Annotated in this window: 22 protein-coding genes and 2 pseudogenes; 17 read left to right on the plus strand and 7 right to left on the minus strand. The window is 41.5% G+C overall.

What is annotated here, in order from left to right; genetic code table 11:
• The first annotated feature begins 280 nt into the window (after positions 1–280).
• Complete coding sequence (locus tag BN1765_RS07920; RefSeq protein ID WP_050613279.1) at positions 281–910, plus strand: lipoprotein; 630 nt, start codon at positions 281–283, stop codon at positions 908–910.
• A gap of 610 nt (positions 911–1520) precedes the next feature.
• On the opposite strand, the gene BN1765_RS07925 is transcribed toward BN1765_RS07920, so the two are convergent.
• The 5 genes and pseudogenes from BN1765_RS07925 to BN1765_RS07945 form a co-directional block, all read right to left on the minus strand.
• A complete protein-coding gene (locus BN1765_RS07925; RefSeq protein WP_050613344.1) occupies positions 1521–2756 on the minus strand; it encodes an IS110 family RNA-guided transposase in 1236 nt (411 codons plus the stop codon).
• A 252-nt stretch (positions 2757–3008) separates the two neighbouring features.
• Positions 3009–3854: pseudogene (locus tag BN1765_RS07930) on the minus strand (IS110 family transposase); the annotation flags it as partial.
• A 738-nt stretch (positions 3855–4592) separates the two neighbouring features.
• Positions 4593–5090 carry a YkyB family protein gene (locus tag BN1765_RS07935; RefSeq protein ID WP_050614609.1) on the minus strand — a complete coding sequence of 166 codons (498 nt, stop codon included), beginning with the start codon at positions 5088–5090 and terminating at the stop codon, positions 4593–4595.
• 496 nt (positions 5091–5586) lie between these two features.
• A pseudogene (locus tag BN1765_RS20005) lies at positions 5587–5778 on the minus strand (hypothetical protein); the annotation flags it as partial.
• A gap of 333 nt (positions 5779–6111) precedes the next feature.
• Positions 6112–7011 (minus strand): metallophosphoesterase, encoded by a 900-nt coding sequence (locus tag BN1765_RS07945; RefSeq protein ID WP_050614611.1) that lies wholly within the window; start codon positions 7009–7011, stop codon positions 6112–6114.
• Positions 7012–7303: 292 nt separating this feature from the next.
• Here BN1765_RS07945 and BN1765_RS07950 point away from each other — a divergent pair, with 292 nt between their 5' ends.
• From BN1765_RS07950 to BN1765_RS07960, 3 genes are all read left to right on the plus strand, one after another.
• Positions 7304–9160: an SLC13 family permease gene (locus BN1765_RS07950; protein WP_050614612.1), complete on the plus strand. Its 1857-nt coding sequence runs from the start codon at positions 7304–7306 to the stop codon at positions 9158–9160.
• Positions 9161–9466: 306 nt separating this feature from the next.
• Positions 9467–10231, plus strand: coding sequence for a 2,4-dienoyl-CoA reductase (fadH, locus tag BN1765_RS07955; RefSeq protein ID WP_050614613.1), 765 nt, complete (start codon positions 9467–9469; stop codon positions 10229–10231).
• Between the two features lie 99 nt (positions 10232–10330).
• Positions 10331–11533 (plus strand): EAL domain-containing protein, encoded by a 1203-nt coding sequence (locus BN1765_RS07960; RefSeq protein WP_050614614.1) that lies wholly within the window; start codon positions 10331–10333, stop codon positions 11531–11533.
• Between the two features lie 56 nt (positions 11534–11589).
• Here BN1765_RS07960 and BN1765_RS07965 read toward each other — a convergent pair whose 3' ends face one another.
• Both BN1765_RS07965 and BN1765_RS07970 read right to left on the minus strand, forming a co-directional pair.
• The gene (locus tag BN1765_RS07965) at positions 11590–11823 is read right to left on the minus strand and encodes a glutaredoxin family protein (RefSeq protein WP_050614615.1); all 234 of its coding nucleotides are present in this window, start codon (positions 11821–11823) and stop codon (positions 11590–11592) included.
• 73 nt (positions 11824–11896) lie between these two features.
• Complete coding sequence (locus BN1765_RS07970; RefSeq protein WP_050614616.1) at positions 11897–12853, minus strand: MBL fold metallo-hydrolase; 957 nt, start codon at positions 12851–12853, stop codon at positions 11897–11899.
• A 173-nt stretch (positions 12854–13026) separates the two neighbouring features.
• Here BN1765_RS07970 and BN1765_RS07975 point away from each other — a divergent pair, with 173 nt between their 5' ends.
• From BN1765_RS07975 to BN1765_RS08030, 13 genes are all read left to right on the plus strand, one after another.
• Positions 13027–13266, plus strand: coding sequence for a YkuJ family protein (locus BN1765_RS07975; protein WP_050614617.1), 240 nt, complete (start codon positions 13027–13029; stop codon positions 13264–13266).
• Between the two features lie 385 nt (positions 13267–13651).
• Positions 13652–13777 carry a hypothetical protein gene (locus tag BN1765_RS20575; protein ID WP_261797557.1) on the plus strand — a complete coding sequence of 42 codons (126 nt, stop codon included), beginning with the start codon at positions 13652–13654 and terminating at the stop codon, positions 13775–13777.
• Positions 13778–13859: 82 nt separating this feature from the next.
• The gene (gene cbpB, locus BN1765_RS07980) at positions 13860–14297 is read left to right on the plus strand and encodes a cyclic-di-AMP-binding protein CbpB (protein WP_050614618.1); all 438 of its coding nucleotides are present in this window, start codon (positions 13860–13862) and stop codon (positions 14295–14297) included.
• A gap of 173 nt (positions 14298–14470) precedes the next feature.
• Positions 14471–15691: an ISL3 family transposase gene (locus BN1765_RS07985; RefSeq protein WP_082195441.1), complete on the plus strand. Its 1221-nt coding sequence runs from the start codon at positions 14471–14473 to the stop codon at positions 15689–15691.
• Between the two features lie 113 nt (positions 15692–15804).
• The gene (locus BN1765_RS07990) at positions 15805–16689 is read left to right on the plus strand and encodes a LysR family transcriptional regulator (protein ID WP_050614619.1); all 885 of its coding nucleotides are present in this window, start codon (positions 15805–15807) and stop codon (positions 16687–16689) included.
• A 146-nt stretch (positions 16690–16835) separates the two neighbouring features.
• Positions 16836–17546: a 2,3,4,5-tetrahydropyridine-2,6-dicarboxylate N-acetyltransferase gene (gene dapD / locus BN1765_RS07995; RefSeq protein WP_050614620.1), complete on the plus strand. Its 711-nt coding sequence runs from the start codon at positions 16836–16838 to the stop codon at positions 17544–17546.
• Positions 17547–17681: 135 nt separating this feature from the next.
• Positions 17682–18815, plus strand: coding sequence for an N-acetyldiaminopimelate deacetylase (locus BN1765_RS08000; protein ID WP_147554168.1), 1134 nt, complete (start codon positions 17682–17684; stop codon positions 18813–18815).
• Between the two features lie 333 nt (positions 18816–19148).
• Entirely contained in the window at positions 19149–19691 is a 543-nt protein-coding gene (locus BN1765_RS08005) for a peroxiredoxin (protein WP_050614622.1), read from the plus strand.
• Between the two features lie 128 nt (positions 19692–19819).
• Positions 19820–20275, plus strand: coding sequence for a redoxin domain-containing protein (locus BN1765_RS08010; protein ID WP_050614623.1), 456 nt, complete (start codon positions 19820–19822; stop codon positions 20273–20275).
• Positions 20276–20514: 239 nt separating this feature from the next.
• Complete coding sequence (locus BN1765_RS08015) at positions 20515–22260, plus strand: ABC transporter ATP-binding protein (RefSeq protein WP_050614624.1); 1746 nt, start codon at positions 20515–20517, stop codon at positions 22258–22260.
• 18 nt (positions 22261–22278) lie between these two features.
• Positions 22279–24096 (plus strand): ABC transporter ATP-binding protein, encoded by a 1818-nt coding sequence (locus BN1765_RS08020; RefSeq protein WP_050614625.1) that lies wholly within the window; start codon positions 22279–22281, stop codon positions 24094–24096.
• Between the two features lie 33 nt (positions 24097–24129).
• Positions 24130–25824 (plus strand): M3 family oligoendopeptidase, encoded by a 1695-nt coding sequence (locus BN1765_RS08025; protein WP_050614626.1) that lies wholly within the window; start codon positions 24130–24132, stop codon positions 25822–25824.
• Between the two features lie 138 nt (positions 25825–25962).
• A complete protein-coding gene (locus BN1765_RS08030; protein WP_050614627.1) occupies positions 25963–26622 on the plus strand; it encodes a potassium channel family protein in 660 nt (219 codons plus the stop codon).
• Positions 26623–26656 lie beyond the last annotated feature (34 nt).

A 26656-nucleotide genomic window follows, 5' to 3' on the forward strand; every position in this document is an offset into this window, starting at 1 on the left:
TTATCTAAGGGTGACAACTCTCAAACCTATGTAAATAAAAAGACCGAACATATTATACATATAAAATATGTTCGGTCTTTTTTGTTATGATACTGGTTCGTAACGATTGTTGTTTTATCTTGTCTTACTCAACTAACGTGGCAGGTTAGTGGAAGATGAACAGTTGAAGAGTTAGTGATATAATAATTAGAAAATAAATACAATTAACTTAAATGGCACACTTTTAAATTGATACTATTGAGTTAAAAGGTAAAAATACTTAGAGTATGGGGTTGGATGAATGAGAAAGATGCTATACCTTTTTCTTTTTTTACTATTGTTGAGTGGTTGTCAAGAATCAAATAGTAACATTAAAGAAGAAAGTTTAGAAGAAACTAAAACAGACGATTATAAGGAGAAAAATATGTTTACGATTGATGCCTATCTACAAGATATAGAGGATGTCCTTGAATTGAATTCTAAAAATCTAATTGATAAATTAAAGGAAATAGATAACCTAACTTTTTATTCTGAAGTAGAACTGTTAGATTTTTCAACTTTTGTTGATCCGACACACTATACCTTATCAATCGTTATGTTCTCGATGGATAAAGAAGCTAATGAAGTTTTTTATGAAGGTAATGATTCTAATTTATTTTCTGGTAGTATGAATATAATTGATAATATTAAATATTATCAGATATCAGATAATCAAATGAATCTTTTTTCTACATTTTATGAGGAAAATGCAGAAACGATTGTTCCTAAAGAACAGGAAGTAATAAAAGACTGGTTTGAGGATTGTTGGATAACAGCAAACAACGGTCAAGAATCTGGATTACCATCCTATTTCTCTTTTCACGATGAATATAAATCATATGACTTAATTAATAAAAAATGGATTTCAGAAGATGAGATGTGGTCTTTTTAAATGTAAACATAACTGACTGCTAATAAGCAGTCTTTTTCAATTAACCTAAAGTTACATAGCAGAAAATCAGAGCTGTCATTTAGATAGTTTTTTCTTATGCGGCTAACGTGGCAGTTTAGTGAAAGAAAGCTTCTAACTTTCGTGGTAAAATAATACAAGGGATAGAAATGGAGAAATTCTTGGTGAAAATTACTATTTATATATTTATTGTTTCATTTTCATTATTGTTAGTATCGATAAATATAGAGAGAGTTACAAAGGACAAAAAAAGGGGTTTTATTGTGTGAAAAAATACATTAATCAGTTTTTAAAGAATTTTTTAATCTTTTTTCTTATTGGTTTAGTTAGTAATAAGCTCCTTAAATCTAATTTTGAAGTATTAACTTCTTTTTCTATTGCAATAGGACTATCTTTAGGCATATTAATATTTAGTTCTCGCAAATGAAAACCTAAGTATTGTGAAGTATTGTACTTAAACAAAACCAGCTAATAGTTTGTCAATCATTTCACTCAAAAATATAATGTAAGCATGCTATACTGAAAATAAGGCATGACAAATAAACTTCCTCCAACAAGATGGAAGTTCCTTGAAGATATGTGAAAATTTATTTTAAGCAACATCTTGGAAGGTTGTTTTGGTTTTCAAAAGAGCGTAAATCCAATGTAAAAGCTTATTAGCACAGGCAATAATGGCTACTCGATAAGGTTTTCCCTCGTCTCGCTTTTTGTCGTAAAACTCACGTAATCTCTTATTTCGAGGGATGAGTTCTTTGGTCGTTCTAGTTTTACGGGCATCTCGAATGGCGCAACGGACAGCTGTGAATAAGGCATGCCGTAGCCTGCTGGAACCCCTTTTCGTGATGTGATTCTTGGTACCCTTGAAGGTACCAGACTCGAATACACTGGGGTCAATTCCCGCAAAGGCTACTAACTTTTTAGGGTGATTAAACCGATCTATTTCTCCAATCTCGGAAATAATCGTGGCCGCGATTTTTTCGCCGATACCAGGAATGGATTGGATAATCTTATATTCTTCTATATTTTTTGCTAAGGCATCTATCTCTTCTTCAAGTACGGATAGATGCTTTTTATATTCAAGAAGAATGTTAATAAGCATCTCTAAACTAATCAGATGGCTATGATACAGGGTCTGCTGAAACGGATTTCGATTAGCTGCTTGTATGAGCTTATTCGCTTGATTACTGGCCCATTTCTGAGATCGGCTCTTGCACAGTTCATGAATCTTCACGGTAAGGGTCTCTTCACCAGCTTCCAACACTTTTTTAGAGGTTGGAAAGGTTGATAAAGTACGTAAAGAGACATCCGAGTACAATTCTCCGAACACACCTACATACTCAGGAAATACTTGATCCAGCACAGATTGAAATTGTAGCTTAGCTTGGACAAACATACCCGTCAAATTCTCGTGCTGTCTCGTCAGATTACGCAAGTTCAAAAGCTGAATGCCACGCTTTTTATAGGGCTCTAAATCCTCTTTGTAATACAGCTCGCAGAGATGGTGAGCATCAATTATGTCTGTTTTGACTTTGCGTAAACTCGAACTTTTCGCTTTGTAAGAAATGAGTGGATTCACAACGATTAACAGGTATCCTCTTTTTTCAAAATACTGAACGACAGGCAGGTGATAATGTCCCGTAGATTCCAAAACAATGGGTGGCTGTGAACCTGATTGTTCTTCCACTTCTTTGATAAAGGCGTGTAATTCCTGTAATCCATCCAGTGTATGTGCGACTTTAAAGCTCTTTTTGTATGGTTTCTTTTTCTCCAAGAATGCTTGAACCTGACTTTCTCCTTTTGCGACATCCAGACCAATGACTGGATTCATGATATCTCCTCCTCATCAATGAATTAGCTGGTAACCCCTAAATGGCTCCTTATAGTGTCATAGCTTCGCTTGTTATACGAGATCTAAGTCCCAACCAGCTTCAATCATGTTTCTATAAGTAGGGGGCGAACGGTTTAGTTATCGGGATTAAAATCCCACGGGGGCGGTCGTTCTACCCCAGCTACCATTAGTATTCTAGAACCTAAATAAAAAGGTCAACCAATAACATTGGCTAACCTTATAATACGANCCGATACCAGGAATGGATTGGATAATCTTATATTCTTCTATATTTTTTGCTAAGGCATCTATCTCTTCTTCAAGTACGGATAGATGCTTTTTATATTCAAGAAGAATGTTAATAAGCATCTCTAAACTAATCAGATGGCTATGATACAGGGTCTGCTGAAACGGATTTCGATTAGCTGCTTGTATGAGCTTATTCGCTTGATTACTGGCCCATTTCTGAGATCGGCTCTTGCACAGTTCATGAATCTTCACGGTAAGGGTCTCTTCACCAGCTTCCAACACTTTTTTAGAGGTTGGAAAGGTTGATAAAGTACGTAAAGAGACATCCGAGTACAATTCTCCGAACACACCTACATACTCAGGAAATACTTGATCCAGCACAGATTGAAATTGTAGCTTAGCTTGGACAAACATACCCGTCAAATTCTCGTGCTGTCTCGTCAGATTACGCAAGTTCAAAAGCTGAATGCCACGCTTTTTATAGGGCTCTAAATCCTCTTTGTAATACAGCTCGCAGAGATGGTGAGCATCAATTATGTCTGTTTTGACTTTGCGTAAACTCGAACTTTTCGCTTTGTAAGAAATGAGTGGATTCACAACGATTAACAGGTATCCTCTTTTTTCAAAATACTGAACGACAGGCAGGTGATAATGTCCCGTAGATTCCAAAACAATGGGTGGCTGTGAACCTGATTGTTCTTCCACTTCTTTGATAAAGGCGTGTAATTCCTGTAATCCATCCAGTGTATGTGCGACTTTAAAGCTCTTTTTGTATGGTTTCTTTTTCTCCAAGAATGCTTGAACCTGACTTTCTCCTTTTGCGACATCCAGACCAATGACTGGATTCATGATATCTCCTCCTCATCAATGAATTAGCTGGTAACCCCTAAATGGCTCCTTATAGTGTCATAGCTTCGCTTGTTATACGAGATCTAAGTCCCAACCAGCTTCAATCATGTTTCTATAAGTAGGGGGCGAACGGTTTAGTTATCGGGATTAAAATCCCACGGGGGCGGTCGTTCTACCCCAGCTACCATTAGTATTCTAGAACCTAAATAAAAAGGTCAACCAATAACATTGGCTAACCTTATAATACGAACGGGGGCTTTAGTTCAATAAGAATTAAACAACTTTATTATCGGTTTACACCTAGAGCGGAGATCAATCTTCACTTGCCCATTAGCTCTTTTTTCATACTTTTTCAAAAGGAGGTATGAATCAGTTTTTCTATTTTGTTCATTCACAAAATTGTTTTTCAATACGAAAAGAGGCTGGGACAAAACCCTTCTCTGAAATGAAAAAGCCGGTGACATTTTACAACGAGTAAAAATTCACCGGCTTTGATTTTTAAAGTTACCACACAAAACCAAACAGAAAGAAGTGTCCTTATGTGTAAAGATTATAATATGAATCATTTAATTTTGCCTTTAGATTTAGAAGTAAAACTACAGAAGAAAGGGTGAAAACGAAATAGGCTTGGTATTAAGGATGATAGAGAAAAATAGAAAAAAGTGAAATTGAGCGCCCCCAATTTCACTTTTTCATTATCTAAAGCTAGTTATGTCCCAGCTTCTTTGAATCCGGTTTTTAATAGAAATCCCTTCCCAGGAATGAAGAAGTGAAAATCGTCGATGTGCTCTTCGGTTTGGTTTTATGCCTGTTTTGGGAGTTCAGACCATAGCCTTTACGTTCCTTTGGCTTCTCCACAGGACCGATATAATTATATATAATGGCTTTTGCTTTGGATAAGGACATATAGGTTTTAGGATTGCGCTTATCATCGGCACGTTTTCCTAAATGAGGAAGTTTCTTGATATCTTCCTTGGACGGAGGTAAATGGAAGATATAATTGCCGCATTGGATAATGACATCCGATTGTTGCCGGGCATTTTTTGGATTATTGGAGAAGTGTAAGCCTAATTTTTTTGCTTTGCCTTCTTTTAACATTTTTTGGATGGCCATTTGCTTCATTTGATACAGCGTTTTCGGTTGAGGAGCTGCCTTGGCGTGTTTATTGATAATAAAAATGGCTTGGGGAAGCTCTTCATCCTTCACCGGATGCTGTTGTTTAGGTCGCTGGTTCATATCCTCAACTCCTTTCTCTCTTGGTTTAGCTAACGTCATTATAGCATTTTGGTGCGTTAAAGTAATAGAAACATCTAAATATTCTCTACTGTTTAATATTTCTTTCATAATTTGCTCATAGTGTGAAATTGATATGGGGAATAAGCTTGTCTATCATTCCTTTCCTATTATAGAAGGATACATTCCTATTTATCCTAATTTAAATAATTGTAAACAGTAAAAAAGCTGTTTTAATTAACAGCTTCTTGACTTATTGCCTGTAGGCTGGCTCTAATTCCATTCTAATTAGCCCTAAGGCTCCTACTTCAAAAGATGCCGAAGATGAAGAAGGGAAAGTGGAAGTTCAAGCGGCTCCGATAGGTTTAACGTATAGAATAAAAACCCCTACTGATCAACTTTTCCTCTATTTAGTATAAATATTCACGTTTTCTGTAATTCCTCCGTATACAGGTGTATTTCCTTGTTGAATCTGATTAAAGGGGCCGGCTATACCGCCGTATGGTGGTTGTTGGTAAATAGGCATGGCGAGTGGCGGATAAGGCGGCGGATAGGGTGGAAAGTAAGGCGGGCAACATGGACGATTGAATAATAAGGGTCCTATGGCGAGACCGGCAATGAATGGAAGGACAAAAGGAAAGAAGCGTTCATCATCGCTTCCATAACTGCTCTGGGCTGGATGGCCATGTATATAAACAGGTTCAAAAGAGGAACCGTATTGATTTCGGTAGGGGTCATTCATGCTGTAGGGAAGATAGGGCATGTAATACATGTGTGAATACCTCCGATCTGGTTTTTCTATATAGTATATGGTCTTTATCTTGCTTGGAGCATGTACAATACAAACCTGGACGATTGTGTATCGGAAGCCCTGTCCAAAATGATTTACTCTCTATTAAAAAGGTGTATTCCGTTCTAACTTTCATTAAGACTCCTCCTTCAATATGAAAATGAAGGCCAAAAAGACCAAGCGGCTCCTTTTGATTCTCGATAGGATGAATGAAAATCCCCACTCATCAAAGTTTCATTTATTGTTTTGTACCTTCTGATCGCCAAGCTGCCCGGATTCCAACACAAATAAGGTCAGCTCGGGCCTTGCCAGGAAACGATAGGGTATCCGGGTGGTCCCCAATCCTTTATTTACATATACAATCATTCTGCCGGCATTATAGAGGCCATCGGAAAAATCTTTGGCGAAGGGAGGAGTAAAAATCGGCCCAATAAACGGCAATTGGATTTGCCCGCCATGGCTATGGCCGCTTAGCTGCATGTCTACCCTCAAATTTTTGGCCTGATGGGCTAAATCAGGAGCATGTGAAAGCAATAGGACAAACTGGTTGTCTGGTATATTCTCCAAGGTTTTATCCCATAGCGGACGGCCGATCATCGGCTCGTCAATCCCAGCAATATAAATGCTCTGCCCGTTGGCTGCACGCAGCATCCGGTTGCTGTTGCGCAAAACAATAAAATCGGATGCTTCCATTACTTCTTTGTATAATGAGCTTCCGTTATGGCCGTGGTCATGGTTGCCGTAACAGCAAAACTTCCCATGGGCTGCTTTGATCTTTGATAGGACTTCGACAATTGCCAACGCCTCTTTATTCTTGTACTGGGCAGGCTTATCCAATAAATCGCCTGTGAAAAGGATCAGATCAGGCTGAAGTTTATTGATTTTATCTATCATTTTTGTAAGCTGCAGCAGATTAAAATGAAACCCTAAATGTGTATCGCTAAACTGAACGATTCTGAGCTTGTGAAAAGCAGGGGGGATGGAGGGAATGTTGATTTTATATGCTTTGGTTTCCACCCAAAATGGTTCCACATGTTTGCAGTAAAAACGGCCGCTCACCCCTATACTAAAAGCGGCAATCCCTGTTTGAATGCTTTTCTTTAAAAAAACTCGCCTGTCCAGTTCCTGGCCCATCTTATCTTCCCCCTTTTCTATCCAATGTAGCTGTAAACTTTTTTAGACTAGATAATAAGGTTCTATGATTATGTGGCTATATTCATACTCTTTTGGCCGTGTTATAGTCTAATAAGCTGTTTTAAGAATAAATGTTACCTTTTTGACTTGGAAATGTATTATGATTGATATAGTAGATATATATGAAGAAAATGTGTGCAAATAAGCACTTTTAATATGATTTATGGCTTTTTTGGGCCGTATTCATACATAAGCTGTTTGATTGTATAGTGTTTAAAAGTAGGAGGTTCAAATGACAAATCAGCCTATGATTATTACTTTTATCATATTAGCATTAATGTTTTTTTTATTGACACAAGGTAAAATCCGGTCAGACCTTATCGGTTTCGGCGCCTTACTGGCCCTGACCGTTCTGCATATCATTTCTCCCGAGGAAGCCATAGCGGGGTTTTCGAACCCGGTCGTCATTATGACTGCCGGCCTATTTATTGTGGGTGCTGGCATATTTGATTCTGGATTGGCAAAATCGGTAGGGAGCGCTTTGTTCAGAATGAGCGGCAACAGTGAAACGAAGCTTCTGGTGATCATGTTCATAACGGTTGGCTTATTCAGTGCTGTTTTAAGTTCAGCTGGAACTGTGGCTATTTTACTGCCGGTCATCATGAGCATTGCTTTTGAGTCGAAAGTAAATCCTGCACGCTTTTTGCTGCCTTTGACATTTGCGGCCAGTATCGGAGGCCTGCTGACACTGATAGGCGCCCCGACAAATCTAATTATATCTGATATATTGGCCAAGGAAGGCCTGAAGGGGTTGGATTTCCTTGAAATTTCAGGCATAGGGTTGATTGCGATGGTCGCAGGGCTGATCTTTATCCTGACAGCCGGGCGGAAAATCCGGCCTTCAAGCGGGGATATGCCGTCGGAACCCGGCAAAACAATTTCAGCAAGCGAACTGGCCGGTCTTTATAAAGTATATGACCAACTTCATTTTGTTCATATACCGGATGCATCGGACATTATTGGGGAGCGTTTGGCCGATCTTAAATTGCCTGCGCGTTTTGAAATCACGGTCATTGAGATCGAAAGAAAATCAAAAGACCGCATAAGCTTGATGCATCCGAAAAGCTCTATTGCTGCCAAGGCGAATGAGGTTATCTATCCAGGCGACCTTTTGCTGGTCTTCGGCGGAGATGCGGAGGTTGACCGATTTATCCAAGCGTACGAGCTGGAGAAACAGCCTTTTGCGATTGAAGAGATTAAGTCGCATTTTCTGCGGAAATCATATGGGATGACGGAAATCCTTTTGGCTCCGCATTCCAGTTTGGAGGATATGACGATTGCCGATCTTCATATTCGCGAGACATATATGTGTAATGTTCTTGCTATCAATCGCAAAGGCGAATATATTCAATCTGACTTAGGAAGACAAAAATTAAAGATTGGGGACGCCTTGCTTGTTTATGGAAAATGGAAGAATATCGGTTTGCTATCCAGCAACCAACAGGATTTTGTTGTGCTAGGATCCAATAATGAAGGGAAAAAAGGCCCCGGTGCTTCCGGCAAGGCCCCGGTTGCGGCATTGATTATGTTATTGATGTTGGTTCTGTTAACTTTTGATATTCTTTCGCCACTGACGAGCATCCTGTTGTCAGCTTTTCTGATGGTGATTTCAGGATGCATCCAGTCGATCGAGGCAGCTTATCAAAGAGTGAACTTGGAAATCATAGTAGTTATTGCGACGCTTATCCCGATTGCATCTGCCATGGAGAAAACAGGAGGCACACAGTTCCTGAGCAATAGCATGCTGTCAATTGTCGGCGCTTATGGCGGTTATGGGTTATTGATCTGCTGTTATCTGGTGGTCTCCGTGTTGTCCCAGTTCATCAATTCTATGGCTGTCACAATCCTTATGGCCCCGGTTGCGCTCACAGCTGCTCTAGGACTCGGCATAAATCCCGAGCCGGTTTTAATAGGGATTGCTGTAGCGGCAAGCATGAGTCTGTCAACATTTGCTTCACCCACCAATATTCTTGTGATGACAGCAGGAGGATATAAAATGGCGGATTTTATCCGTTTAGGTTTGCCATTGCAAATCTTCGTCGGCATACTGGTGTTGATTGCCATACCGCTTCTTTTTCCATTTGTATAATTGCCTGATTCAAAGCATGCTGCTTGCCGGCATGCTTTTTTTCATGGTTAGGCTTAAATGGCGTCTAGGTAAAAACTGAAATAACAGATTTTATCCCATTTTTCTGCAAAGGCAAAAGTCAGCTTAGTATGGTTTTGTAATTGTTCTTTTCGCCCATTGACAAGATTGTTTCTTCGTGTGCTGGCCAATATGCGAGCAAAAAGAGCATGTGATAAAGGAGTGAAGAAATAGTTAAAATTAGAAAATTCATACTAATAATGGTAAAATAAATGAATGGTTGTTCATTATGAGGTTGGGGGGATTAAGATGAAAGATAAAGTGGCTATTATTACTGGCGGTTCAAGCGGCATGGGAAAATACATGGCGAAGCATTTTGTTTCGCAAGGAGCAAATGTCGTCATCACAGGACGCAACCCGGAACGCTTGCAAGAGGCGATAAAAGAAATTGAACATCCGAATGGAAAGGCGATTTCATTCCAAATGGATGTCCGTGAAATAGAACATGTGAAAGCGCTGGTTGAAAAAACACATGAAGAATTCGGCACCATCGATATCCTGGTGAATAATGCCGCTGGGAATTTTATTTGCCCGGCTGAAGATCTGTCGCCAAATGGCTGGAAATCCGTAATTGATATTGTACTGAACGGTTCCTTTTATTGCAGCAGTGAAGTAGGAAAATACATGATCAAAAATGGAATTAAGGGATCCATACTGAATATGGTCGCTACATATGCCTGGGATGCAGGTCCAGGGGTTATCCATTCGGCAAGTGCCAAAGCAGGCGTCCTGGCCATGACGCGGACATTGGCGGTAGAATGGGGCCGTAAATACGGGATCCGTGTGAATGCCATAGCACCTGGGCCAATCGAGCGGACTGGCGGAGCGGCAAAACTGTGGGAAAGCGATGCTGCTGCCCGATTGACGCTTGAAGCCGTGCCTTTGGGAAGATTGGGGACACCTGAAGAAATTGCCCAATTGGCGGCTTTCATGCTGTCTGACCAGGCGCTATATTTGAATGGAGAATGTATTACTTTGGATGGAGGCAGCTGGTTGAATCAAAGACCTTTTTGAATAATGTGTAAATGAATATGAAAAATCGGATATCTTTGAACGCCATTTGACATACAGTGGTATAATCTTTCTAAATACCAAATGTTCGGGGTGGTCAACATGGATCCAATGGAAGTGCTGACAAACTTTAGTCAGCTTGAGGCTTTTTTGCAGCCAATTTTCAGTGCGGATGAACATATTGTGATAGGTTACGAAATATTGGGGCGTTATAAGACAGACAAAGGCTATGAAAGCTTGGGGCCATTCTTCAGTGATCATTCTGTCCCTGAAGAGTATCGGATCGACGTGGACAATATCATTTTGGAACAGGCATTAGCCAAGTTGGCGGATCAGGAAGACGAATGTTTCATTTTTATTAACCGGGATCCCCACTTATTGATGTATGACCATGGGGAAGGATTTCTTGAAATCATCAAGCGTTATTTCCCTGAACAGAAAATGCATCGCATAGTATTAGAGTTATCCGAGAAATCATTCTCCGGCAATATGGAAAGTCTGTTGCATTTGTTAACTTACTATAAGACCTATGGAATCAAGATTGCAATCGATCATTTAGGGGTGGATAGCCACTTGGACCGCATATCGGCGATTTCCCCTCAAATCCTGAAAATCAGCCTTGACCATTTAAAGATGCAGCGATGGGATACGTTTGCCGACACCATCTCTCTATGGGGAGAATTGTCCCGCAAAATGGGTGCTACCCTCTTATTCGAAAATATCGAAACCGTATATCAGCTGCAATTTGCCTGGAGGCATGGCGGCCGTTACTATCAAGGGTTTTATTTGGCGCAACCGAGCCCAGCAGCCATTGGCCGTGAATCTTTAAAAGAGCGCTTCAAACGTGAATGCCATAGTTTTATAGATTCAGAGAAAATGAGCCTTGAAAAAAAATATGATGAGAAAAAAAAGTTGCAGTTGGAATTGGAGCGCTGTGTGAGGAAGAGCAGGGCTGCAAGCGGGGAACGGCAGCCGTTGCTGGAGCTAGCCAAAATGTTGGAATCCTACGCTTTCCGTTTGTACGTTTGCGATGAAGATGGGTTTCAAAAGTCGCCGAATTTCCTGAAGACGAACCAAGGTTGGTCCATTCAGGAACATTATATCGACAAGAATTGGAGCTGGCGTCCCTATTTCCTGAAAACCATTATTAAAATGAGAAATGATCAAGAAGGCTTTCTTTCTGATTCATACAGTGATATCGAGACTGCACAAACCATCAGAACCTTTTCGCTGCCTTTAAGAGATAATGAGTATCTCTTTATTGATATTTCTTATGAATACCTTTATGAGCATAATATTTTTTAACCAGCCTACTAGATTAAAGAAGAGCCGCTAATTCAAAAAGCGGCTCTTCTTTGTGACTATAAATGAAGCAATCGTTCGATCTTTTCCTGGTCGAAGCCGATTATGGCTTCTTCATCGATTACGATGACAGGAGTGGAAAAAGCATTATATTGGTTCATCATCTTCTTCTTTGCCTTTTGGTCCCTAGCTATATTTTTTTCTTCAAAGGGAACCCCATGCTCTTTCAGGAACAATTTAGTGAATTCGCAAGGGGGACAAGACGGCTGTGTGTAAACGACAACTTTATTCATGCGTACCTCCAATGAAACAGCTTCTATGCAGAAGGATCTAAATGGGAATGATGTCAAACGACATATGTATAATTTATGCTTTGCTTTCTCTTTTTGCAAGCATATCGAGTATTCCTAATGAAGATACGCTAAAATCAAGCTTCAGGATCGATTGCAGTGAATGTGAGCCTGAAACCTCTAGTTGAGAAAGTCTGGGGGAAACAAGATCCCAAAGCAGTTTCTCGATTAATGCCAGCTGCGCCTCTGCATCGCCGGGCATTTGCTTTCGGGCTTCTGTTCCGCATGCTACAAAGAGCGGGATATAATGCCTCATTTGGGAAAACGCCTCGGTTGGTTCGCTGCATACGCCGAAATGGCCAAAGAACAAGGCGTCCGGCTTTAATCTTTCATACAGAGAGATACTATTAAGCATATCAACCGGGTTGAATTGGTTAGGGGAAGTCGTAGGCAAAACAAGGGTGCCTTTTTGTCCCTCCTGGTAGTAGATGCCGCATGTATCGCCGGTAAAAACGCCATTGGATACAGAATCATGGATGGATATATGGTGATTGGCATGGCCGGGTGTGTGGTAGAAGGTTAAAGTGCGGCCGTCAAGAATCAATTGCTGCCCATTCCCGACAGTCTCAATCCTATGGGCCGGAATAGGGAGAATTGGCTCGAAAAGTGCTTCGAAGTCTTTACCGTAAACAGCTTTTGCTCCGGCGATCAACCGGGCTGGATCAATCAAATGGCGTTCCCCCTTGGGATGGACGAGAAGTTTTGCATTCGGGCACTTTTGAAGCAGCAGGCCGGCACCGCCTGCATGGTCAAGATGTATGTGGGTTACAATGATGTGGGTGATGGTTTCCAATGGGATGTTCAGTTCTTCCAGTCCTTGAAGAATATAAGAGATGGAAGGGCTGGCTGAGGTTTCGATCAACTGTGCTTGGGATTGCCCTTTTAAGACATAACAGCCTGTTCTATTTTTTCTCCCTAAATCGTGACAATCAATGCAATACATAGTACTATTAATTTGTTGCGCAAATTTCATTGATATACCTCCTGTCAGCAATCTTACTTCTTTATTCTAAGGGGCATTAGTGGTAAAGTAAATGATTGTGGAAACATTCTGAATACACTTAGGCATGGCACAGGCATAATAAATTGTGATATAGTGAATCATACTGGTAATTATACCGTTACATATTGAAAGGAGATGCTATTATGACTCAATTACAAGGCATCATAACAAGACTACTAAACCTTCAGGAACAAGCGAAGGAAACAGAAACTGCACAACGTTTTTTTGAAATAGATGGCGTTAAAAAATGTCAGGTTACCTACTTTAACAAAACTGCTATGTTTGAATTGGAAGTTTACGATGAAAAAGGTAAAACTTCTAAATATCAATTCGACAATATTGATATGATCACTATTGAAATTTTTGATTTATTACACGCATAAGAGTCCCAGTGGGCTCTTTTTTTTTGGTTTTTTTGCTTTTTATCCGGCTAAGGCTCCCGCTTCAAAAGATGCGTGAATAGGAAGAGGCAAGTGGAAGATAGAAGTACCAGTAAGGATTCGGTTTAGTTCAACTAAGGATAGGCGGGAAATGAAAAACCCGACCAATGAATGTTTTGCTTGATAAGCAGCGGACAGGAATCTCTTTTCGCGGGTTGTCAGGTGAGACTGCTTGCATCTGAAGCATATCTCGCTTTTCCTCTAAGTTAGACTGTCTGCTTGCCGTAAAAGCTAAGGCTATGTATACTTAGGATGTATTTTAACAGAGAGTAGATGCAGCAAGAGATGGCCCAGTTGTTGAATAATAAACGATGAAGGTGGATCGGTTATGCTGATGCTTCTATTGGTTGTCATGTTGTTTATTATATTGTTGGGGCTTGCTGAGGTGACATCCATGAAAAAGGAATTGATTGCCGTACGCAAGCTTCTGGAGAAACAGGAAAATAAAAACTAAGCATTTAGGATGCAGGCAGCAGAAGTAATTGTTAAAATAAGTAAAAGAAGAAAATACTTAGAACCAGAGTAGGGGTAATCATATGCTTACATGTAATAACAATGAATTACTTTCCACATCGATTGAGCGATACGTGATTTCAGCAGAAAAAGTTGCGCATGTCCAGATTGCCAATAATCTTGAACACGGTTTGTTAGTTCTTACGAAAAGTGGATATACAGCGATCCCTGTGCTGGATCCGCATTTCAAATTATATGGTCTAATCAGTTCGCCTATGATTCTTGATAAGATCCTTGGCCTTGAACGGATCGAGTTCGAGAAACTGGAAGAGTTGAAAGTGAGTGATGTCATGAATGCTGATATTCCTCGGCTGCGCATGACGGATACTGTCAAGGTTGGATTGGAAATGATGATTGACCATCCATTTGTATGTGTGGAAGACGAAAATGGCATTTTTGAAGGGATCTTGACAAGAAGAGCGTTGCTGAAAGAGTTTCAGAAGCAGCTATTTGCCAATTGAATCCATTTGAAAAGGAAGAGTCTTGCGTTACGCAGGCTCTTTTTTACAAGGCTTTTTTTCGGGTTCTATACTAAATGTTGGGGTGTCCACTTAAAAATGGGCAAAAAAAGAGCACACAAGCTCCTAATTTCTTATACTTGAATTGACGAGAAACAAGATAGAAAAGGAGATGTGTGCTCTTGCATTTTAACATGATTCTGCCCGGACTTGAAGGGGCAACCATCATCAAAACCGACATCAATGAAGGAATCTACCAAATATATATTGAAATGCCGATTAAGGACCATGCCTGCCCTTCCTGTTCGAAGGAGACCAAGCGTGTCCATGACTACCGTATCCAAAAGATTAAGCATCTGAAAATGGCGGAACGCCCCACCATGATTATCTATCGGAAAAGGAGATATGCCTGCTTGTGCGGGAAACGTTTCTATGAGGAAAATCCTTTTGTGGAGAGGTATCAACACCATTCGAAGGAATGGAATCAACAGGTCCAGATTCGTACCGTCAAAGCCAAGACATTCACCGAAATTGCGGCCCAATACCATACATCCGTCAGTACGATCATACGGCGTTTTGACCGGATTATCCCCCAATCAATCAAGGGAGAGAAGGCCTTGCCCAAAGCGATTGCCATCGACGAATTCAAAGGGGATTCCGGAAAGGAAAAATATCAATTGATCATTGCCAATGCCGTGACCCGCGAACCGATCGACATCCTGCCAAACAGACGGAAAGACACAATTAAAGAGTACTTGCGGAAACATGGGGCCAAGGTGGAAGTGGTTGTCATGGATATGAGCCACGCCTTCAAGGCAGCTGTCAAACAGGCCTTGGACGGTCCTGTGATCGTGGCGGATGGGTTTCATTTCGTCCGGTATATGAATTGGGCGCTCGACAAGATCCGTGTGAGGGAACAAAACGAGTGGCATGCATACGACCGTAAAAAGTGTAAGAAGGTCCGTTACGTCTTTCATAAAGCTTCCCACAAGCTTACAAAAACAGATAAATGGTATCTGGAAAGATACTTTGCGCTGTCCCCTGAATTAAAAATAGCGTATGGGTTGAAAGAGGCCTTTTATGAGTGGTTTAACGAAGCCAAACGGCGGGGGCCAGGCCATATCGAGAAGACAAAAGAAGCGCTGCATGCGTTTTATGAAAAGGTGGAAGAAAGCAGGATTCCTGAGTTCGTGAAAACCGTCCAGACCTATCGAAATTGGGAAACGGAAATCCTTAACCGTTTTGAATTTGGGTACTCCAATGGGTTTGTGGAAGGGTTGAACAACTTGACAAAGGTCATGAAACGGAATGCCTTTGGGTTCAGGAACTTCGCTCGTTTTAGGGCACGAATCCTCCTGCATCACCACTATAAATCAATAGGCAATTCATTAGGATAAAGGGGCAGAGAAATGTTCTCTACCCCAACACTTGAAAAAGAACCTTTTTTCGGCAGTTGAATGAATGGCGAAATGCCGGGCTGACCGCTAGAAACCAATAGAGAGGGATGGAAATGAGCAATTCAGAATATCAGCTATTATCGGTTCTGGCCCAAGAGATGAATATGCGCAAGGCGGCTGAACGTTTATTTGTTTCGCAGCCGGCGTTGTCACAGCGGTTGCAGAGCATTGAAAAAGAGTGGCAGACTAAAATCTTTGTCCGCTCCCAGAAAGGCCTAACCTTAACGCCGGCCGGGGAGGCGATCATCGACTTAGCCAACCGCGTACTTGAACAGGAAGAGAAAGTACAGGAAGAAATCCAGGCGATGGACAATAAGGTTTATGGTACTTTAAAAATCGCTTGCGCTACGATTGTGGGCCAAAATTGGCTGCCAAAAGTGTTGAAAAAATATGTTAACAGATATCCGCATGCTAAAATCTCTTTAGTGACCGGATGGAGTTCGGAGATATTAAAATCGCTATATGACGATACTGTCCATGTAGGGATCATCAGAGGAACGCCTGATTGGAAAGGGGTCCGCCATCATTTATTTAAAGATAAATTATATTTGGTCGATACTGAAATGCAGGAGCTGGAGCAAATTTTAGAAACGAACCGACCGTTCATCCAATTCAAGAGTGATTCGAATTATTACCAAGAAATACAAGATTGGTGGATTCGCCATTTTAAGAGTGTGCCCAAACGGACAATAGTGGTCGACCAGATAGAAACGTGCAAGCAAATGGCGCTTAATGGGATTGGCTATGCGATTTTGCCTGCCATCACGATTGAGAACCATGACAGCAATATCTATAAAATTCCCTTGTATGATGACCATCACGATCATTTGGAGAGAGACACCTGGCTGCTCGGCTATGAAAAATCATTCGAGCTGCAGCAAGTGCAGGCGTTTGTCGAAGTGGTTCAGGAATACATTGAAGAAAGCAAACTCAAATAGAGGGCCATTCCTTATTTCTGTTGAGCCGGTTAGCTTAAAGGGGCTTGATTGCCTAATATTTTTGCCTGTTTTACTTGTTAATCTCTTTTTGGTTTGGTAAAGTAATCAATAGAAATTTTCTGCATTTGAAGGAGGAGGAAACATAAATGAAAATGGTAGATGCTCGCGAAATCATTTCGTACATAGCAAATGCAAAGAAATCAACACCTGTAAAGGTATACATAAAAGGAGACTTGGAAGGGTTGGCGTTTGGTGAGCAAACAAAAACGTTTATCACGGGAAACACCGGCATTCTTTTCGGCGAATGGTCTGATATTAGTGAAGCGTTAAACGAGTACAGTGATCAAATCGAGGATTATGTGGTGGAGAATGACCGCAGAAATTCTGCAATCCCTATGCTGGACCTAAAAGGGATCAAAGCAAGAATAGAACCGGGCGCTATTATTCGCGATCAAGTAGAAATCGGCGAAAATGCAGTCATTATGATGGGAGCCTCCATCAATATCGGAGCTGTTATCGGTTCCGGCACAATGATCGACATGAATGTAGTAATGGGCGGAAGAGCGACAGTCGGCAATAACTGCCATATCGGCGCCGGTGCTGTTCTGGCTGGTGTCATCGAGCCGCCTTCAGCAAAACCTGTTGTGATTGAGGATGACGTACTGATCGGCGCTAACGCTGTAGTCCTTGAAGGTGTAACTGTTGGCAAAGGGTCAGTGGTCGCTGCCGGAGCAGTTGTTACTCAGGATATCCCGCCATACTCTGTGGCAGCGGGCATCCCTGCTAAAGTCATTAAAGAAATAGACGATCAAACAAAATCAAAAACAGAAATTATGCAAGAGCTTCGCCAGTTATAATGATTAAAAGAATGGCTGCCGCACAGAAGGTAATCCTTATGTTGCGGCAGTCTTTTTTACAAAAACGAAATGAAAAAAGCATCGATAGGATGCGAAGAAACAAACAAAAACACTATGTAAATGGAGGAAGCTGAAGTGAAGGATTCGAATGAGTTCATTGGCGTGCGCCGGGAATTGCACGCCATCCCTGAGTTAGGGTTCGAAGAATATAAGACACAAGCTTTTCTTTTGAATTACCTGGAAAGCCTTCCTGCTGGCCGCCTTTCGATCTGCAAATGGAAGACAGGCCTATTCGTAAAGGTATTTGGACGATCACCGGTAAGAACGATTGGATATCGTACGGATATTGATGGATTGCCCATAACGGAACAAACAGGGCTGCCTTTCCAATCGCAGCATTCCGGCCGGATGCATGCATGCGGCCATGATGTTCATATGGCCATCGCGTTAGGTGTGTTGACCCGTCTGGTCCACGAGCCAATCGATGACGATGCACTGTTCATCTTTCAGCCGGCCGAAGAAGGACCGGGAGGAGCGGAACCGATGCTGAAGAGCGATATTATGGCGGAATGGCGTCCGGATATGATGATTGGCCTCCATATTGCGCCTGAGTATCCTGTCGGCACCATTGCGACAAAAAAAGGCCTTTTATTCGCCAATACATCTGAATTGTACATAGATATCAAAGGAAAAGGCGGCCATGCGGCTTATCCGCATCAAACCAACGATACCATCATTGCGGTCTGCCAGCTTGTCGGACAGCTGCAGAGCATCATTTCCAGAAATGTCGACCCACTGGATTCAGCCGTGATTACCATCGGAAAAATAACCGGGGGAACGGTCCAGAATATCATTGCGGAACATTCCCGTATTGAAGGCACCATACGGACGCTCTCGCCAGAAAGCATGGCTAAAGTAAAGCAGCGCATCGAGGAGCTAGTAAGAGGGATCGAAGTAGGATTTGCCTGTGAGACCGCTATTGACTACGGTTGTATGTACTATCAGGTAAATAATGAAGAAACATTGACTGACGAATTCATCGCTTTTGCAGAACAAGAACCCGGCATTGACTTTCAGCTAGCCAAAACCGGTATGACAGGCGAAGATTTCGGTTATATGCTGAAAGAAATTCCTGGCTTCATGTTTTGGCTGGGCGTTGAATCTCCTTATGGCCTGCACCATGCAAAGCTTAATCCCCAGGAAGAGGCCATTCCTAAAGCAATCGACTTTTTGGCATCTTATATGCGTTATAAGGGAAATCGCGGTTAAAAGTATATTTTTAGACGGACAGAAATCGAATCTGTCCGTTTTTTTGATGATGATGATTAATATCTTGTACAAAATTTGTAACAATTGGGCGAATTGTCTGTGCTTATCATTTTAATTGAAAATGAAAGAATGGTACTATAAATAATAGTAGAAGAGGCTATGGAGTTTTATTGTATTTTAAAATATTTATCAGATGATACTTATTGTAATTAAAAGTTTGACATCCTTTCGCACAATGATATAATGGGTATTGTCGAACAAATTGATAATTGAGAATTTTTATTGTTATTCTCAATTAATATAATCTTATAATTATATTTGGAGGGATTTTTCATGGCAGAACGCATGGTAGGAAAACAAGCTCCCCGCTTTGAAATGGAAGCAGTATTGCCAAACAAAGAATTTGGTAAGGTAAGCTTGGAAGAAAATATGAAAAATGACAAGTGGACTGTATTATTCTTCTATCCAATGGACTTCACATTTGTATGTCCAACAGAAATCACAGCAATCTCTGACCGTTATGATGAGTTCGAAGACCTTGACGCTGTTGTGGTCGGTGCTTCAACTGACACAATCCATACTCACTTGGCTTGGATCAATACAGACCGTAAGGAAAACGGCTTGGGAGATTTGAAATATCCGCTTGCAGCAGACACAAACCATAGCATTTCCCGAGAATACGGCGTGCTGATCGAAGAAGAGGGTGTTGCCCTTCGCGGATTGTTCATTATTAATCCAGAAGGTGAATTGCAATATCAAGTGGTGAACCACAACAATATCGGACGTGACGTTGATGAAACTCTTCGTGTTTTACAAGCGTTGCAAACAGGCGGCCTTTGCCCTGCAAACTGGAGACCAGGCCAAAAAACGCTATAATAAAGTGAAACTTTGATAGGCGGGAATATCTCATCCCGCTTCTCTTGGGATAAAGACTAATGGAGAAGGCCTAAACATATCCTGTTAGGCCTCTTTTTTTCTTAAATATGTATGGAGGTGCATGTGCGATGAAATTACGTACTGAAATGCCTGAATTGACTGGAGCTACCGAGTGGCTGAATGGCCAAGTGACTAAGGAGGATCTTGTGGGCGATAAGCCGACCTTAATTCATTTTTGGTCTATTTCTTGCCATTTATGCAAGGAAGCAATGCCTCAAGTGAACGAGTTCCGCGATAAATACAAAGACCAATTGAACGTAGTGGCTGTTCATATGCCCCGCTCTGAAAACGATTTGGATATAGAAGACATTAAAAAAGTAGCAGCTGAACACAATATCACTCAACCGATTTTCGTCGACAGTGAATTGAAGCTGAATGATGCTTTTGAAAACCAGTATGTACCAGCTTATTATGTGTTCGACAAGACAGGTGTACTCCGTCATTTCCAAGCAGGCGGCAGCGGCATGAAAATGCTTGAAAAACGGGTTAACCGTGTTTTAAGTGAAAGTGAACAAGCTGAATAAATTCAATAATAGCCAAGCATTGTTTTTTACGGTTTATACCGTATGAAACAATGCTTTTTTTGTGTGTAGCAAAATAGAAGAGGTGTCTTAATCACATAATTCATAATTATACAAAAATAAGTAAAATTTAGAAAAAAACTGTAGCATTTTATTTCGAAAACCGATATATTAGGTAATACAGTTTTCTGTAATAATGGTTTTTTTTACCCATTCATAAACAGAAATAAGAGGGGGTTAGTATGGAGACATTTAAGAAATTAAAGCGTTACTATTGGCCGTATCGGTCCCATTTGTTTGTTTCATTGGCATTTTTATTATTGATGACCTTGATTACAGTTGTTTATCCGGTCATACTCCAGATAACGATTGATCGGGTGATCGGGGAAGGAAAGTACATTTGGATTCCTTATTTGGCCATTGGCTTCGTTATATTAATGATGGTAAAAGGCTATGCTTCCTATCTGAACCAGTATCAGGGAGACATTTTTGGGATCAAGGCTGTCTACCATTTGCGCAACGCTTTGTATGAAAAACTGCAGTTTTTGAGTTTTGGCTATTATGATAAAGCGAAGACGGGCGATTTAATGTCAAGGCTGACAGCAGATGTCGAAGGGTTCCGGTTCTTTCTTTCTTTCGGGATTGCTGAAGCGATCCGGGTTGTTACTCTAATTGTCATCAGCTTTGGTGTAATGTTTTACTATTCAGTGCCACTCACTTTGGTGACAATGATTACACTGCCGTTTCTTGCTGTTGTTGTCTATCGCTTCGAGAAAAAGGTTTCACCGGCTTTTAAGGGCATTCGCCAATCATTCGGTAAACTGAATACCAATGTACAGGAAAACATAAGCGGCATACAGACTGTTAAGTCGTTGTCGAGGGAAGAGTTCGAGATTGATAAATTCAATTCTTCCAATGGTCAATATCGCGACCAGTACATATACACGAGTAATATTATGTCCAAGTTTTTTCCGTTGATGGAATTATGCGGCCAGTTTTCCATTGTCCTGCTGTTTATTTACGGCGGAAAATTAGTAATGGATGGTGCCCTGAAACCAGGAGAGCTTGTTGCTTTTTATAGTTTAGTATGGTATATAGTCTGGCCTATCACCAATATTGGCTATATTATCAATCTGTTTTCCCAATCAAAGGCATCGGGAGAAAGGTTGCTGGAAGTATTGGAAGAGGATCGGCATATTGAGGAATGCGAAGAGCCGCTCGCAGTGGCCAAAATTGAGGGGGATGTCCAATTTGAGAATGTCTCGCTTCTTTATCCCGAGAGCGACAATCATGCGCTGAAGGATATTTCTTTTCGTCTTCCTGCCGGCAAAACTCTTGGTCTGATCGGTGCAACAGGCAGCGGTAAAACGTCCTTGACGCAGTTGATTACCCGATTCTATGAGCCGACAGCAGGGAGAGTTTTGATCGACAACCATCCGCTTGAGACTTTTTCACTTGAAACTTTGCGGAGGAATATAGGATTTGTACTGCAGGAATCGTTTTTGTTCTCGTCTACCATCCGTGACAATATTTCTTATGGCAAACCAGAGGCGACAATTGAGGAGATCATGGAAGCAGCAAAAAGAGCGCAGGCACATGAATTTATCCAACAGCTGCCAGATGGATATGATACCATGCTGGGCGAGCGGGGACTTGGATTATCCGGAGGGCAAAAGCAGCGGATTGCCATTGCGCGGGCCATATGCCTGAATCCTGGCATCTTGATTCTTGATGATGCGACCAGCGCTGTCGACATGCAGACTGAGCAAAGCATACAGCATGCATTAAAAGAAGTCATGAAAGACCGTTCAACCATCGTCATTGCCCATAGAATCTCTTCTGTTAAGCATTGTGACGAGATTTTGGTCCTGCAGCAAGGACGGATTGCAGAACGCGGTACACACCGAGAGCTGATTTCCCATAAAGGATTGTACCGGGCTATTTATGATATCCAATACAGCGACCATGAAAAAATGGCGCATGTTTAAAAGGAAAAGAGGTGCTTTATGAAATCACGCACGATGAATCCCCAAGTCATGAAACGATTCAATTATTCAACCGATCAAGCCATCGATAAACCATTCAACTGGAAGCAGATGCTTCGGTTGCTTGCTTATATGAAACCTTACAGGAAAGGCCTTTTGCCATTATCGATTGTATCGGTCATCATCACCACATTGATCCGTCTGGCAATCCCTATTCTGATAGGGGTCTATACACTCGATAGAGCAATCATCAATAAGGATGGCCCTCTACTGGTCAAAATGGTAGCTTTAATTGCGATACTGTATATTGTCTCGTATGTGGTCAACGTATTCCGTTTTAAATGGATGAACCAACTAGGCCAAAAAATCATTTTTGACTTAAGGAAACATCTATTTACCCATGTACAGAGCTTATCGAACCGATTTTTTGATCAGCGCTCGGCGGGATCAATCCTTGTCCGTATTATGAATGATATCAATTCACTTCAGGATCTTTTTACAAATGGAGTGATCAATCTCTTAATGGACAGTATTACGTTGATCGGCATTATCATCATCCTATTTACCTTGAGCCCACAGTTGACGTTGGCTGTTTTGATTATCATGCCGATTATGTTTTTCATTTCCACCAGCCTGCGGAAAAAAATCCGAAGAAGCTGGCAGGAGGTAAGGCTTGTCCAATCCAAACTGAATTCCCACTTGAATGAAAGTATCCAAGGAATTCGTGTGACTCAATCTTTTTCCCAAGAAAAGGAGAATATGCGTTTTTTTGATGGGGTCAATTACGAACTATTTGAGAATTGGCGAAAAGCTTCACAGAAAAACGCTTTATTCCGCCCGTTTGTCGATATCACAAACGCTCTTGGCACGGCTGTATTGCTTTGGTATGGAGCCCATTTAATCAGCGCAAACCAAATGGATATCGGTGTCTTTGTTTCGTTTGCATTTTACTTGGGCATGTTTTGGGAGCCAATTTCCCGGCTGGGACAGCTATATAATCAACTGTTGATCGGGATGGCATCTTCTGAACGGATCTTTGAATTCCTTGATGAAAAACCGAATATCAGTGAAAAACAAGATGCCATCGATTTGCCGGAAGCAAAAGGAAAGATTGTTTTTGAAGATGTGGAGTTTTCTTATGACCAGAAAAGAAAAGCGCTTAAAGGCATCTCCCTAAAGATGGAAGCTGGGCAAAGAGTGGCATTGGTAGGGCACACTGGCTCAGGGAAAACGACGATTGCCAATCTGATCAGCCGATTCTATGATTGCACAGCTGGAAAAGTTCTGATTGATGGATATGACATACGTGATCTCTCGCTCTATTCTTTGCGCCGCAATATATCAATCGTTTTACAGGATACTTTTATCTTTTCGGGCACGATTCTTGAGAATATCCGTTTTGGCAACCCATCGGCGACTGACGAAGAGGTAATGGCTGCGGCCAAGGCAGTCGGGGCCGAAGATTTTATTATGCGACTCCCTAAAGGGTACCAAACTGAGGTGGAAGAAAGGGGAAATATCCTTTCAGTAGGGGAAAGACAGCTTTTATCCTTTTCACGGGCTCTCCTTGCCGATCCGAAAATTATCATACTAGATGAGGCTACAGCAAGCATTGACACTGAGACAGAGGTGAAGATCCAGACAGCACTGAAGCAGTTATTGAAGAATCGGACATCCATCATCATCGCCCATCGGCTATCAACAATCCGTGATTGCGATATGATTTATGTAATGGAACAGGGGACTATTAAAGAACAAGGCAATCATGAGCAATTAATGGCGCAGGAAGGGCATTACTATCACTTGATTCAGGCTCAATACCAGCTGCAAGGCGCATAAGATCGGCAATTAACACAAAAGGAGACAAGTAAAATGGCATTTAATCACTTCGTATACGAACGGCCGCAATTTGGGCACTACAAGACAGCGTTCGAGGAACTTTTGAAACAATTCAAGGATGCGCCGTCGATTGATGTACAAGAAACGGCTATGAAGGCTTTGAATGATTTAAGGAATACCTTTGACACGATGAAGAATTTGGTGTATGTCCGCCATACAATCGATACCAATGATGACTTTTATAAAGAGGAGCAAGCATATCTGGATGAAGTCTCGCCGGAATTTGAGGAGTTGGATGCTGCTTTCTATCAAGCATTGATTGCATCCCCATATCGGAAAGAGCTTGAAGAAAAATGGGGAAAGACACTCTTTTTACTTGCGGAAACCAAAATAAAAACCTTATCTCCGGAGATTATTCAAGATTTGCAAGTTGAAAATAAACTGATCTCTGAGTATACCCAATTGATTGCTTCTGCCAAAATTCCCTGGAATGGGGAAGAGCTTACAATCGCCCAGTTAGCTCCGTACAAACAGTCAACTGACCGGGCTGTCAGAAAGAATGCGGTAGAAGCTATCTTTTCATTTATGAGTGACCATCGCTCTGAATTGGATTCCATCTACGACCAGCTTGTCAAAATTCGCACTCGCATGGCTGTAAAGCTAGGATTTGAGAGTTTCGTGGAATTAGGTTATTATCGCATGAACCGCCTCGATTATAATGCGGATATGGTGGCGGTCTTTCGCAAGCAAGTACAAGAATACATCGTTCCGTTGGCTACAGAATTGCGCAAGAGGCAGGAAAAACGAATTGGCGTCGATTCATTGAAGTTTTATGATGAATCCCTGGACTTTCAAAGTGGGAATGCTGAGCCGAAAGGAGACGCCCATTGGATCATTCAACAAGGGATGGATATGTATAAAGAGCTGTCACATGAAACGGGTGAATTCTATACTTATATGATGGATAATGGGCTGATGGATTTAGTTGCAAAGAAAGGAAAAGCAGGCGGTGGCTATTGCACATATTTCTTCGATTATAAAGCGCCGTTTATCTTTTCGAACTTCAATGGCACCAGTGATGATATTGATGTACTGACCCATGAAGCCGGCCATGCGTTCCAAGTATACGAAAGCCGCCATTTCAAATTGCCTGAGTATATTTGGCCAACAATGGAGGCATGCGAAATCCATTCTATGTCGATGGAGTTCTTTACTTGGCCATGGATGGGCAAGTTTTTTGGCGAAAATGAAGAAAAGTATAAGTTTGCGCATCTAAGCAGTGCGTTGTTGTTTTTACCGTACGGGGTTGCCGTCGATGAATTTCAGCATTATGTATATAGCAATCCTAAAGCGACTCCTGAAGAAAGAAACCAGGCATGGAAAATCATAGAGAAAAAGTATCTTCCGCACCGCGATTACGAGGGGAATGAATATCTTGAAAGCGGCGCGATATGGCAGCTTCAAAGCCATATCTATACAACACCATTCTATTATATAGATTATACACTGGCACAAATTTGCGCCTTTCAATTTTGGAAACGCTCACGGGACAAGTATAGTGAAGCGTGGACAGATTATCTAAAGCTTTGCCGTGAGGGCGGCAGCAAGACGTTTCTCGAGTTAGTGGAGGTCGCCCATTTAACTTCGCCTTTTGAAGAAAATGGTGTGAAGTCGGTTGTGGATGAGATAACGAAGTATCTCCGTTCGGTGGATGACCAATCCTTATAATGAAAAGAGGCTGCATGGAATTATCCGTGCAGCCTTTTTTGGTGGCGTGATTTTCATCATAGCGGATTGGTTGCCCGTGGTCAGATGTGATAGAATATGGGAAGGTTCAATTAGCATTTAGATGGTGGAGGAATGAACGTGAAGAAAGAATTCGCAGTTATAGGGCTTGGTCGGTTCGGAGGCAGCATCTGCCGTGAATTGATTGAAGAGGGAATGGAAGTCCTGGCGATCGATCATGATGAAGATAGAGTGAATGAGTTTGCTTCCATCGCTTCGCATGCAGTCATAGGCGATACTACGGATGAATCCGTCCTCAAGAGTCTGGGTATCCGGAATTTTGACCATGTGATTGTAGCAATCGGGGATAATATTCAGGCAAGTATATTAACGACACTGATCCTGAAAGAATTAGGTGTAAAGGATATTACCGTCAAAGCAACCAATGATTACCACGAAAAAGTATTGATCAAAATCGGCGCTGACCATGTTGTGCATCCAGAAAGGGATATGGGCCGAAGAATAGCCCATAAAATTGCTTCGAACAGCGTCTTGGACTATTTGGAGCTGTCGGATGAACATTCAATTGTCGAAATTGCAGCCAACAAAAAATTGGATGGTAAGACCTTGCTTGATCTGGATATTCGTGCAAGATACGGAATCAATATCGTTGCCTTCAAGAGGGGGAAGGAAATCATTGTGTCCCCGCAGGCGAATGAAATCATTAATGCCGGCGATGTGTTGATTGTCATCGGTGCGGATACGGATATTAACCGATTCCAGAAAAAAGTGATGGATTGAAAAAGCCCACTCTATGTTGAGTGGGCTTTTTGAT

Origin of the sequence: Bacillus testis (assembly GCF_001243895.1) — a bacterium.
Classification (GTDB): domain Bacteria; phylum Bacillota; class Bacilli; order Bacillales; family DSM-1321; genus Bacillus_AD; species Bacillus_AD testis.